General features: G+C 44.0%; 14 protein-coding genes. 3 read left to right on the top strand and 11 right to left on the bottom strand.

All coding sequences use genetic code 11. The annotated features are described in order from the left end of the window. Positions 1–125: 125 nt before the first annotated feature. Entirely contained in the window at positions 126–1,277 is a 1,152-nt protein-coding gene (locus tag AB840_RS00070) for an iron-containing alcohol dehydrogenase (RefSeq protein WP_048512785.1), read from the bottom strand. Between the two features lie 238 nt (positions 1,278–1,515). Here AB840_RS00070 and AB840_RS00065 point away from each other — a divergent pair, with 238 nt between their 5' ends. Continuing rightward, positions 1,516–2,322: a DeoR/GlpR family DNA-binding transcription regulator gene (locus AB840_RS00065; RefSeq protein ID WP_048512784.1), complete on the top strand. Its 807-nt coding sequence runs from the start codon at positions 1,516–1,518 to the stop codon at positions 2,320–2,322. Positions 2,323–2,402: 80 nt separating this feature from the next. Here AB840_RS00065 and AB840_RS00060 read toward each other — a convergent pair whose 3' ends face one another. From AB840_RS00060 to AB840_RS00025, 8 genes are all read right to left on the bottom strand, one after another. Next, entirely contained in the window at positions 2,403–3,500 is a 1,098-nt protein-coding gene (locus AB840_RS00060; RefSeq protein WP_048512783.1) for a zinc-dependent dehydrogenase, read from the bottom strand. Positions 3,501–3,628: 128 nt separating this feature from the next. After that, positions 3,629–4,555, bottom strand: a complete 927-nt coding sequence (locus tag AB840_RS00055) for an EamA family transporter (RefSeq protein ID WP_048512782.1) — start codon at positions 4,553–4,555, stop codon at positions 3,629–3,631. A gap of 44 nt (positions 4,556–4,599) precedes the next feature. Then, positions 4,600–5,232 carry a radical SAM protein gene (locus tag AB840_RS00050; protein WP_048512781.1) on the bottom strand — a complete coding sequence of 211 codons (633 nt, stop codon included), beginning with the start codon at positions 5,230–5,232 and terminating at the stop codon, positions 4,600–4,602. Beyond that, positions 5,222–5,551, bottom strand: a complete 330-nt coding sequence (gene queD / locus AB840_RS00045; protein WP_048512780.1) for a 6-carboxytetrahydropterin synthase QueD — start codon at positions 5,549–5,551, stop codon at positions 5,222–5,224. Before queD ends, AB840_RS00050 begins: the two co-directional genes overlap by 11 nt. A gap of 45 nt (positions 5,552–5,596) precedes the next feature. Beyond that, entirely contained in the window at positions 5,597–6,766 is a 1,170-nt protein-coding gene (locus AB840_RS00040) for an SLC13 family permease (RefSeq protein WP_048512779.1), read from the bottom strand. 272 nt (positions 6,767–7,038) lie between these two features. Next, positions 7,039–7,803 carry an acyl-CoA dehydratase activase gene (locus AB840_RS00035; protein ID WP_048512778.1) on the bottom strand — a complete coding sequence of 255 codons (765 nt, stop codon included), beginning with the start codon at positions 7,801–7,803 and terminating at the stop codon, positions 7,039–7,041. Between the two features lie 20 nt (positions 7,804–7,823). Continuing rightward, positions 7,824–8,090, bottom strand: a complete 267-nt coding sequence (locus tag AB840_RS00030) for a DUF3343 domain-containing protein (protein WP_234984840.1) — start codon at positions 8,088–8,090, stop codon at positions 7,824–7,826. Next, a complete protein-coding gene (locus AB840_RS00025; protein ID WP_234984839.1) occupies positions 8,090–9,367 on the bottom strand; it encodes a double-cubane-cluster-containing anaerobic reductase in 1,278 nt (425 codons plus the stop codon). Before AB840_RS00025 ends, AB840_RS00030 begins: the two co-directional genes overlap by 1 nt. A gap of 295 nt (positions 9,368–9,662) precedes the next feature. Between AB840_RS00025 and AB840_RS00020 the strand changes: the two genes are divergently transcribed. Both AB840_RS00020 and AB840_RS00015 read left to right on the top strand, forming a co-directional pair. Next, on the top strand, positions 9,663–10,220 hold the full coding sequence (locus AB840_RS00020; RefSeq protein WP_048512777.1) for a TetR/AcrR family transcriptional regulator: 558 nt from the start codon (positions 9,663–9,665) through the stop codon (positions 10,218–10,220). 113 nt (positions 10,221–10,333) lie between these two features. Then, positions 10,334–11,035 carry a hypothetical protein gene (locus AB840_RS00015; RefSeq protein ID WP_048512776.1) on the top strand — a complete coding sequence of 234 codons (702 nt, stop codon included), beginning with the start codon at positions 10,334–10,336 and terminating at the stop codon, positions 11,033–11,035. A 76-nt stretch (positions 11,036–11,111) separates the two neighbouring features. Here the strand turns inward: AB840_RS00015 and AB840_RS00010 are convergent, their stop codons facing one another. Then, positions 11,112–11,963 (bottom strand): DMT family transporter, encoded by an 852-nt coding sequence (locus tag AB840_RS00010; protein WP_048512775.1) that lies wholly within the window; start codon positions 11,961–11,963, stop codon positions 11,112–11,114. Between the two features lie 10 nt (positions 11,964–11,973). Continuing rightward, positions 11,974–12,387, bottom strand: a complete 414-nt coding sequence (locus AB840_RS00005) for a hypothetical protein (protein ID WP_048512774.1) — start codon at positions 12,385–12,387, stop codon at positions 11,974–11,976. Between the last annotated feature and the right edge of the window lie 405 nt (positions 12,388–12,792).

Below are 12,792 nucleotides of genomic sequence, written 5' to 3'. Positions count from 1 at the left end.
TATCAATATTTACAAATTGTAATGAAAGTGTAACTTAAAAACCTACGAATAAAAGGAAGATACCGTAAAAAAGCCATTTAAAAAAAGGTCAAGGCATCTTTAGACCTTGACCTTTTTTACGAATATCAGAAAAGTTTTTTATAGATATGGATCATATCTTCTTTATCGGGAATTCTCATTGTATTTTGTGGACTGCCGCTTTCCAAAGCATCTGCCGCCATTTTATCCAGCTGCGCCAAGAAGGTTTCTTTCTTTACCCCTAATTCTGCCAGTGTCGGAATTCCTACGTTCTTACACAACCGAGCTACGGCCGCCGGCAGAACCTGCGCGGCGGCCGTATCAGGAACATTGCTGCCAGCGATTCCCATAGTTCTGGCAATGACGGCAAAACGTGCGGTATTTTCCTGAATAGCAAATTCTAGGCAGGCAGGCAGCAGGATTGCGTTGGATACCCCATGCGCAATATGAAACAAAGCACCAATAGGACGGCTCATGCCATGTACAAGAGTGACAGACGCATTGGTAAAGGCAATACCTGCTTCCAAGGACGCCAGCGCCAGCTGCAGGCGAGCCTTGGCATTTTTTCCATCACGACAGCATACAGGCAGATTTTGATATATTTTCGCTATCGCCGGCAATGCAAATTGATCCGTCAGGGGCTGTGCTTTTCTCGAGGTATAGGCTTCAATCGCATGCGTCAGCGCATCAATCCCTGTGGCCGCGGTAACGCTGGGCGGGGCGGTCATGGTCAGGTCCGGATCAATTACGGCTAAGGCCGGAATAAGAGAAGGCCCGCCCAGCAGCATTTTTATATGTTGCGTTGTATCTGCAATAATTGTATTTTTAGTCGCCTCCGAACCGGTACCAGCAGTTGTCGGTATGGCAACAAGAAAAGGAACCGGCCGGTCGATGATAGTATGCATATAATCTGAAAGCTGTCCGCCATATATCGCCAGCAGTGCAATGGCTTTGGCCGTATCCAGCGGACTGCCGCCGCCTAGGGCAATTAAAAAATCACATTTCTGCTTCTTGTACATAGTCAGTCCCGCAGTGACAACGGTGTCTGTCGGTTCGGTAGATGGGCACAGATAAACCGCATAGTCTATGCCTGATGCTGTTAGTGTATGGGTAATCTTTGCTACACTGCCGAGACGAGCTACGATCGGGCCTGTGACAATCAGCGCCTTCGTCCCTCGGCCTTGAATATGCTTTCCCAGTGTGCTGATACTGCCGGTGCCGTATACAATTTTTTTTGGAACCATAAATACATTTTCCATTTTGATCTCCTTTTGATTATATTATGATAATATTTAGATTATAATTTAATGCAATATTCATAAAAAGTCAATAGTATTTCTTTTTTTCCTGCTGAACCTGCCTTTTTATAAAAATCACTTGTATATTTTTAAAAATTCCCTTATAATGACTTTAAAATTAATATTTACAATATTGGATTTACAATGAGCTTTTTGTGATAAAAAGCCTCATCATCGAAACAGAAAGAGATATATATTCATGAAAATCACCCGAATTAATACTATACATGAAATGCTGAAAAAGGAAAAATGTCTTTCCATTAATTATTTATGCAACACGTTTAACGTATCCAAAAACACGATCCGACGTGACATCAATGAGCTGGAAAATCAGGGTATCATAAAAAAGGTATACGGTGGTATCGTGCTAGAAGAATCCCACTCTACTTCTCCCGAGCCCTTTCAGCTCAGAAAATCCAAGAATTTCCAGCAAAAGCAGCAGGTTGCCCGCATGGCGGCTTCCTTCGTCGAGGATAACGATGTGATTTTTATTGATTCCGGCACGACGACAATGCATATGCTTCCATATCTTTTGAATACAAAAAATCTGACGATTATTACTGCCAGTGTCAACGTCGTAAACGCAGCCGCTATCTATACGGGAACCAAAGAGTTTAATCTTATCACGACTGGAGGCACATTATATTATCCTTCTATGGCGTTTGTCGGCCCCAGTGTATTGAAATGTCTCGACAATTATAATATTTCCAAAATATTTCTGGCTTCCACCGGCATTTCATTGGAAAACGGTGCCACTAATGCTTCTATTTCCGAAAATGAGATAAAACGCAAGCTAATGACTAAATCGGGTGAAAAATTTTTACTCATTGATTCATCTAAGCTGGATGTCTCGTCTTTGGTAACGTTTAGTCCTTTGCAGAACTTCAATTATATTTTTCTTGATACGCTGCCGCCTGAAAAATACATACAATACTGTAAAGAACAGGGTGTCCATCTATTGACGCCTCAGATAGCTTCAGCAGAAACATCAGCTCATGCTGAATAAAAAAACTCGCCGTGTATACGGTGAGTTTTTTTATTCGTGCCGGTATTTCATTTTAGAAATTTCTTCCGCAGCAGATGCGTTCAAGGTCGTGCCACAATAAGCTTCTCATGCTTTGCAATATCTTTTTGGATATCCTCTAAATGAGGTGCTACAGCCACGCGAAGGCCGGCCCGGTTTTCCACAAGCTTTATGCCGTAACAAATATCGTCCAGGGAAACGACGTGTGTCAGAATTTGATCTACATTGATTTTACCGCTGCGAATCATTTCTATGGCCAAGGCATTATGACGCGGAGCCGACGAAAATGTACCATACAAGGCAATCTGGCGATAATGGATTCGATTGGCATCGAGTTCTACCATGGGGCTGTCTTTGGGCAGTCCCGCAAACAGGCAGACCTTGCCCATTTTACTGGCCATTTGCATTCCCATACGCTGTGCTGCTGCGCTGCCTACCGTGACAATGACTACATTGGCACCCCTGCCGCCGGTCAATTCTTCTACTGCCTGCACGGCGTCACAACTGCCTGAATTGATATACCCGTCATATCCCAGCGGTTTGGCGCTTTCCAGCCGCGCCGCGCTGCGATTGATCAAAAACACCTTTCCGGCACCGCTGGCTTTTGCCAATTCTGCATGCATGAGTCCAATAGGACCGGCGCCGATAACCGCCACCGTATCCCCTAGCTGAATATGCATGGCTTCCTGCCCGTTTATGACACAGGCCAGCGGTTCTGCCAGAGAGGCACTCAAATAATCCGTTTCAGTGGGAATGAAATTTACATTGCCGGCCTGAACGGCAATCGCCGGAATCAAAACATATTCGGCAAAACCGCCATTATAATGATGAGCAATGGTCCTTCTGTGATAGCATAAATGCTGATTTCCCGATAAACAATACGAGCAATGGCCGCAGCCAATCCCGGGAGCCACGATGACACGATCGCCGACAGCGTACCGGTCGATACCTGTCCCAACCTCCACAACGACACCGGAAGTTTCATGTCCCAGTACCATGGGGGGATGAATCGCCTGATGCCCATACCGGAAGGTACGCAGATCACCGCCGCAGATAGCACAGGCTTTGACCTGCACCAACAGTTCCCCTGCTCCGGCATGAGGCGTTTTTATCTCTTCTATCACAATATTGCCAATGTCTTTATATATTGCCGCTTTCATAACACCTCCCCTTTTCATCTTTTTTATTATTGTAAAACAAATAAAAAAATATCACAAGATATTCCCTACGTAAAAAAACACAGGCACCTGCTTCCCATAAGTCTATGCCTGTGTTTTTTATTATGATGTTATTTTTTATTTCGTTTTCCGAAAGCCAATGTGCTTGTCAGCACGGTAAAGTTAGATATAAGCAAGCCGGCAATAATAATCACGCCGCCGGCCCACTGCATCAGTGATAATTCTTCTCCCAAAATCAGTCTGGCCGCAATCAGGCCCACTACAGGAATCAGCAAAGATAACGGCGCCACTTTTTGCGCGGGATATTTCGACATAAGTTGGCTCCACAGACCATATCCTGCCACCGTAGCCAAAAATGCAAGATATATAATGGAAAAAATTGACAACGCATTAATGTGAATCAGTGCCTGCCAAATCAATGCCGGCTTTTCCAAAACCAACGAAGCAGCCAGCATAGGCAGCGGCGGCACCAGACTCGACCATATAACCATGCTGAACACATTCATTTTCTTCCCTTGTGCCGCGGCTGCCTGTGAGGCTTGCCGTACAACAATGTTGGAAAGTCCCCAGAAAAATGCGGCTGCCAAAATAATAAAAAAAGCGCTTATGGGAATTGGCGCAGCATTTTGTTCGCCTACTCTCCCAGTAATAAAAAACAGTCCTACTCCGGATACCAACAGGCCGATAATCTGACTAGTACGGATGCGTTCCTTAAAGTAGATACAAGCAAATAAAATCGTAAAAAAAGCTTGGGACTGCAGCACGACTGAAGCAATACCAGCCGGCATACCGGTATAGATGGCATAAAATAAGCAGGAAAATTGACCAACCCCTACAGTCAAGCCAAAGGCCACAACATATTTCCAGCTGACGTCCGGCGGCTTTATAAACAAAACGGCTGGGAAGGCCGCGAAAATAAAACGCAGCGCTACCAGCAGCATCGGCGGTACGCCCTCCACGCCAAATTTGATAACAGTGAAATTAATTCCCCATACGACAATGACGATAAACGCCAGTACTGCATCACGTGTTTTCATATGATTCCCCCATAGTATCAAACGGTAATTTTCGGTATATTTTTCTATACACCGCGAGCCTCCGGTGCCCATATAAATTTATGCAGCTGCAGCTGGAGGTGCCAGTCAGTCAGCTCATATTCCTTCATAAATTCAACGATCTCTCCCGGAGATATTGCCCCAAAAACAGCCCCTACATACACGGGACACCCAGGCCGGTATGTATCGCATACAAAGCGTGCCTGTTCCAAATCGTCCTTCGTTCCGACAACAAATTTCAGTACATCCTGCGGGCGAAGACAGCGGAAGTTGTGAAGCAGCATATGATTACTCATGCCCGATGACAGACTTTTGTAATCGATAGTAAACCATACGCCGGCATAACGAAAATATGGTGTAATATCCATACTGCCATTCGTTTCGATATTGATGCTGTGATCTTGAAGGAGTTCCAGCAACCCGTGTAAATCCTGGCATAAAGGTTCGCCGCCCGTGATAGTTATATCCGGATAGGATACTTTTGACGCAATGGTCTCCGCCTCCATGAGATATCCTTCATGAAAAGCATATGTCGTATCGCAATAGGCACAGCGGAGATTACAGCCTTTCAAGCGGATAAAGGAAGCTAATTGTCCGGCAGTTTTCCCTTCTCCATCAATACTGTCAAAAATCTCATTGACCCACAAGCTATTTTTCATAAACGGCTGTATTCCCCTCGCTTTCCCTCACCTCTGCTCTGACACAGTTGGGTACTGTATCACAAATCCATTTGGCAATATTTTCTGCTGTCGGATTGAAATCAAAAACGTCATTCAAATTATGATGATCCATGGTTCCATGGATCAATTCTTTTATTTTTTTAAAATCAATAACCATGCCGTTAGCATCTAGCGATTCCGCTTGGCAGGTCACATAGATAATCCAGTTGTGTCCGTGAAGATTTTCGCATTTACTTTCATAGTCGAGTACTAAATGATGAGCAGCTGAAATTTCCAGCTTCTTAATTACTGTATACACCCAAAGGACTCCTTTCAAAATTAAAGCAGGACAAGGCTCTGCCAATTATTCTAGCAGGCACCATGCGGCCAGAACAGACAGCAGAAACACCATGTTGACAGTGGTAAAAATCAGCAGATACCGGACGGGGCGGCTATCCCGGCAGTCTGCATAGACTTTAAAGGAAATAATGCTGGCCATAGATGCAATAATTGTTCCCAAACCGCCAATATTGACACCGGCAAGCAAGGGCTGCGCATGCTGAGTATATGGCGCTAGCAGGACTGTCGTTGGCACATTACTGAGAACCTGACTAAGGAGCAATGAAACGAAAAGCTCATGTCCCTGCAGTAATGCAGCGGTTCCGTCTGCAAAAAAAGGAAGCCGTCCTAAATTTCCCACGCCGATAAACAAAAAGATAAACAACAAGATAAGTTTATAGTCTACACCGCGGAACACCGACCGATCAGTCAAAAATAGAACGGGGCAGACAATTCCTACCAGAATAGCCGGTGTCAGTACACGCAGCACGGTCAAAATACATAGTCCCAATAAACAGATAAGCACCAAGACTGTCCTTTTTTTCATAACAGGTGCCGGTACAGACGGTATATCTACCGGGTAATTAGGAATATAAAAAGAAATCAGATAGAGCAATATGCCGCTGACAGCGGTAATGGGTCCTGTTACCTTTAAAAATTCCCACAAGGTCATATGATAATAAGAATATATGAAAAGATTCTGCGGATTGCCGATAGGTGTAAGAATACTTCCCATATTGGCGGCGATTGTCTGAAAGGTCACTGCAAAAATCAAATGACTTTGCATTCCTGCTGCCTGCAGTACCATTACCGCCAGCGGCACAAAGATAATAAGAGCTACATCATTAGTCACGGCCATGGACATAGTAAAGCAGCTGAACACAAAAAAGCGGACTAGCCGTCGGGACGAAACGGTATCAGAAAAAAGAAGCCTGTACGAATAGGTCAGAATACCACCTTGACGCAGCCCCGCAATAATTGCCATCAAGCAAAATAGAATACTGATCAGAGATGTATTAATGCTTCCTAACATTGCTGGCAGCGAAAAGGGCACGGCGGCAGTCGTCGCACCGGCAAATATGACAGCCGCCGCCAAATCCGGATTACTGCGCAGGCTGCGTCCTATATCCGGCAGCGATACCGACCGGGTTCGGTTCAGCGTAATGACGAGTTTTTTATATTCTCTTATTTCCATGATACACCTGTATTTCTATATAAAATCATCCGATATTTTTTAGTAGAAACATCAAAAGGCCTGAGAAAAGTATTTTCTACAAGCCTTTTGATATATTGTATCATGTTCGCCGGGTCAGTGCCAATCTTTTATGCTTTACGGGAACCGTTTTTCAGAAAAAATGGTCATCATAATTTATCATCATTACGCCTTTCAAAATATTATATACTGCAAAAACAGACAAGCAGTTCTCTCCGCAAAGAATCTGCCTGTCTGTATTACTAAGCGTATTTCTATTGGCTTACTTTTTTTGCCAGGACAGCAGCTCCATAGGCACCCGCATACCGGCCCTGTGGTGCGCTGCGCACGACACATTGCAGTTCCTTCCCCAATGCCGCGGCAAAATACGGCAAATGACTCAGCCCTCCCGTAAGCAATACCGGTCCCGTTACGGGAACCTGCTGTGCCAGCTGAGTTACCTTGATGGCAACACTGCGGACAATACCGGCGGCAATGTTTTCTCGTGCTTTTCCTTTGCTGATATGTCCGATAATTTCGGACTCCGCAAATACGGTACACAACGAACTGATATTCACAGGCCGGCCTTTTGCCGCCAGTGAAAATAATGTATCGATCGTACATCCAAGCCTGTTGGCCATGATTTCTATGAATTTTCCTGTTCCGGCCGAACATTTATCGTTCATAATAAAGTCATCTACTACGGCGCTGCACACATGAATCGCCTTGGTATCCTGGCCGCCGACATCAATGATTGTACAATCGGGATATTGCTGTGCACAGCCGGCAGCATGACAAGTAATTTCCGTCACGGCCTTGTCGGCATAGGATACGGCCTGACGACCATATCCCGTAGAAACAATGCGGCTGTTTTCCGGTAAAATCCCCTGATTTTTCAATTTTTTCAGAATTTGTCCAGCTGTATCCAGACAGCTCCAACCCGTAGGCATAACAAACCGAAGTTCATGATCTCCGACGGCTACTATTTTGGCTGCCGTCGATCCCATGTCAATACCAATATACCAGATCTGCTTCATCATGGCGCTCCTTATCGATAGGGTCAGCAAAATACATCGCGGCGGGAATCTGTCTGCCGGGGCAACGGCACTATTCGCTCATAGGATGCGCCGGTTTCACAAATACACGTTTCAACTGCCTCTACGGCATCCTCCGTAACTAAAAGAGATACGCCGCAGCACAAGGATGCTTGCCGCGGGGTCGGCGAAATCCGTACGGCAATGCCCCGCCGGCGCACAGCCTGATACAATGCCATAGCATCCGTATGATTTTTAAATAACACATAGTAATCAATACAGCACGTCATCATTATCCCAGCATTTCTATAAAAGCTTCAACACGAGTCCGCAGCTGTTCTGCATCCGTATCATCATAATCTGTTTCCAGACTCAGCACAGGAATGCCGGCTGCCTTTAGCGCGCGCTTTACATCCCGTTTTTCCGTGTCGTAGAGCGTACAGAATTTGAGATTGACGTCGATAACGCCATCAGCATGGTAGGCCTCTGCCAGACGGATAATATCATCAATACGCCCCTTGTTCGGTGTAAAGCAGGCACAGTTATTTTTCATATACCGGTCGGCAAGCGCCTGCAGCTGTCCTTCCATCATCATCGGCCGTTCATCGACAAGGTGCTCAACATACCGTGTACCTGTACAGCATTCTTCACAAACGACAGCGGCTCCGGAGGTTTCAATAATGTGATGCATCTTCCAATTGGGAATCGCCATTGGCGTACCAGTCAGTAAAATGCGTTTGGTTCCTTTAGGAAAGACGCCTATCCCGGCATCAATGCGGCGTTCCAGTTCTTCAGCCAGCGCGTTCGCTTGATCGGCACAGCGCTGCGGATCATCAAAAAATGCTATTTGGGTCATAAGAAGCACGTCTTTGCCGCTGATAGGTATAGGATCGGCTTTGCGGCAGGCGTAGACACGCGCCATTGCTTTACGGCGTTTGTTTAAGAGAACAATAGCAGCATGCAGATTTTCTGCAGTTACTTCATGTCCTGTAAAGGTTTCGACAACCTGTTTGAACTCTTTAATTTCTCCGATCCATTTTTCTATATCCTTAACCCGTTTCATTTGCGGCATATCCATAATATGCAAGGGTACATCTTCGCCTAAAATTTCCCAGGCTTTTTTCTTGCCATCACAAGTCGTCTCTCCGACATACATATCAGCAATACGAAAAAATGGACAGGTACGCCCCAACCGGGCACCAACGGATGCTTTAATAAGGGGACAGACATTTTTCGGCAGCACTTTTTCACCATCAGGCACCCAAAACTGTGATCCGCCGCAAAGACCGGTCACAATGCCATCAGCGGCCACAATAATTTCATCTGGCACATACAGGCAAAACGTACCGAAAATCTTACGCCCTCGTTTTTGCTCTTCTATCAGTTCTGCTGGGCGGATACCATGGATATCCGATACGACCATATCATAAAAAGCCATCCCTTCCGGGCGATTTTCCTGCGACAAAAAAATATCTCCAAATGCTGTCGGAAGTACGGCACACAAGGTATCATGCGCCTCCAAATCCATTCCCAATTCTTTCCACATTTCATGCCGGTCTGTCATTTGCATTCAATCCTTTCTGCTCCACATGTATAAAAAACAACAAAGCGCTATGCTCTCATCCGCATCTTAATACACCCTGTTCCCCGATCTGTCATCGGTGACTCGCCGCCTTAATATGATGGCTGCAACGCCCCGTATCCACCGATGCATTATGTGAATTTATTATAACAAATATGCCATTTGATGTAAACAGCGCATCAAGCCGTACAAATCAGTGCATGCTTTATTTATAACAGTATTTCTTGACAAAATCTATCAATACATATAAAATGAACATTGTTCAGATTGGAGGTTCAGTAGTATGCCAAAAGGTATGATAACAAAGGAATTGATTTTAGAAGTAAGCAGATCTCTGCTACGGGAACAGGGCTGGACAGCCATTACTATCCGTACTGTTGCTGCGGCCTGCGGTGTGTCAGTAGGTTCAATTTATAACTATTTTGATTCCAAATCAGAGTTGGTTATGGCTACGGTAGCCAGCATTTGGCAGTATTTATTTCATACAGATGAAGATAAATGGAAATCTCTCTGTTTTTCAGATTATATAGTTTGGCTTTTCCAAAATATAGAACAGAGAAGCCGTACGTATCCGGGATTTTTTGCGGCCCACCCTCTGCACTTCCAGTCAGAAGATAAGGAAAAAGGGCGGCAGTTGATGGCTGCTTCCCAGCGCCATATCCGGAAGCAATTATACGATATTCTGATGCAGGATACAGCAGTACGTCCAAAGGCCTTTACTTCCCAATTTACGGCTGAAAAATTTATTGATTTGATTTTCAGTTTTCTTCTTGCCGCTTTATTACAGGAAAACTATGATACCTCAGCAATCATAGAGGTTATTCGCAGAATCTTGTACTAATGGTATTCGTATCTTGAAAAAACATTTTTCTGCGCTAAACTGAACATCGTTCATAAAAATATATAATTATGCCGGCAGCTGGTTATCCTACTGCCAAAGAAAAGGAGATACATATGAGAAACTTTGCAGAAATAGCATTTGATTTGGTATATCTTATCGGAGTGATTTCTGTCGGATTCCTGATGATAAAAAACAATCGTGCCGCACAGTACAAATTGTTTGGGATTATGGCAGTCATTCTGGGAGCCGGTGATGCCTTTCACCTGGTTCCGCGGGTTTATGCCCTTGCCACAACGGGATTGACAAGTTTTACAGGGCTTCTTGGTACTGGCAAATTGATTACCTCCATTACCATGACGGTATTTTACGTGCTTTTATATTATGTGTGGCGCAGCCGCTATCATATTGCCGGTCGGGACCTGCTGACAATCGCGGTGTGGTGTCTGGCTGGACTGCGCATTGTACTATGCTTATTCCCTCAAAACGAATGGCTGAGCGCGGTGCCGCCCCTTTCCTGGGGTATCTACCGCAATATTCCCTTTGCCCTTCTGGGTCTGCTGATCATTGTACTGTTTTATACCAGTGCTAAAGAGCATACGGATACAGCTTTTCGCTGGATGTGGCTGACAATCACACTAAGCTTTGCCTGCTATATTCCTGTCGTCCTCTGGGCTCAGACTCTGCCCGCTGTCGGCATGCTGATGATTCCGAAGACTTGTGCCTATGTCTGGACAGTGCTAATCGGTTACCGAAGCATGAAAAATCAGGACAAAGATGAGTTTATTTCAGAAAACAGCTTACCATCTGGCCTATAAATACAAAGGCGGATCTATGATAAGGCTTTTATTGCCGTATCTGTTGCATTGGCAGCCGTCCATTTTTTATTGTTGTCTATTGCTTTTTGAGTGTCGAGTAAAAAACGGCAGTCAATATAAGACTGCCTCCCACCAGTTCTCGAATTGACGGTATTTCTCCTAACAGAAGTAGTGAAAATACAATACCATACATAGGTTCAAGGCTGGATATAATGCCGGCTGTCTTTGTTTTTACATACTTCAGTCCGTCTATAAATATTATATGAGATATACCTGTAAAAAACACTCCCAATGCCAGTAAAAGCATGACATCGCGGGTTTTGAATACGGGTTGCTGTAAAAGTAGAAACAGCAGCAGCAAAATCACGGCTGTACCCTGTTCATAAAACGCAATTTTTACGCTGGCATATGCCTTGACAAATTTTCGATTCAGCATAGATAATGCAGCATAACTAAATCCGGAAAGAATCCCCCAAATAACGCCCTGTGTCATCGTATTTCCCATTTTAAAATGCGGAACCACCAACAGCACGCCCAAAAAAGTAATGGCAGCCGCCGCTATATCTGACAAATACAGCTTTTCCTTAAAAAAATACGGCTCAAGAAATGTGACAAATATAGGAAAGGTAGAAAAGGTAAGTAAGCCTATCGCTACGGTAGATACTTGAATAGACTGAAAAAAAGTACACCAGTGAATGGCCAAAAGCATTCCCATCATACCAAAATATCCATAATGCAGCCGGCATTTTAATTTAATCGCCATGTGCAGATATTTTACGATAAAAAACAGACAAATGCTTGAAAAAAGCACTCTGCCTAATACAATAATTATGGGAGATATGGTCAGAAGTTTCCCAAACAAACCGGATATGCCGAACAAAAAGACAGCCGAATGAATTTCTATCAATCCCTTATTTCTACTGTTCATGCCCATTTTCTTATACCGATGCGTCCGGATACAGAATACTGTCCTTGAATATTCCCTCTCCCCATATTTCCCGTTCCGATAAAGAAGTTTCAATGAGCTCCACCAATTGTCCATTAATACTTGCCATCGCACAGCGGTATCCGGAAAAAGGCTGGTAAAGAGGCATAATGATCTCTTTGCCATGAAGCGCCGCAACAATATCAGATACGGTAAAGGCAACGTGTATCTCATGCTGAATTCGATAATCCAGCGGCGAATGTTTTCCAAAGGCATGCCATTCGATGGGAATGAATAATTCATTACTCATATCCAATGAGTACATATCAAATAGAGGGCTATACTTTACTGCGGCATTGTTTTGAATTTTTTCCAATGGGACTGGTTTGCCTATGTGATGAAACCCGATTTTGAATTTTTTTTCCATATTTTCACATACTCCTGCATACTATAAATAAAATTATACTATAAAAAAACGTATTTAAATTCTAAATCCATGCAGCCTATCCGTCAAATAAATTTTATATCTATTTTTCATGCAGCAGCATACGTATTTCAACAGAATACATATTATCTTAGTATATATCCTGGATTCTCGAAAACATGACGATGAATGTTTCGTCATACATCGTTAAAACCATTGATTTTACTACGTTCATTGCCATTTACGCTTGACTATTCGCTCGTCATGTTTTATAATAATAGATATAAACATGACGAGGTGAAGCATGTCCATCATAACGCAAACCGATAAAAGATCTGGCATTACATATGCTTACGAAACCACATACTACTGGAACAAGAAAAAACAACAGTCGCGAGCAAAACGAAC

Origin of the sequence: Megasphaera cerevisiae DSM 20462, assembly GCF_001045675.1 — a bacterium.
In the GTDB taxonomy this organism is placed as follows: Bacteria; Bacillota; Negativicutes; order Veillonellales; family Megasphaeraceae; genus Megasphaera; species Megasphaera cerevisiae.
Note: the sequence above shows the minus strand (reverse complement) of the source record. Positions and strands in the feature narration are given on the sequence as shown.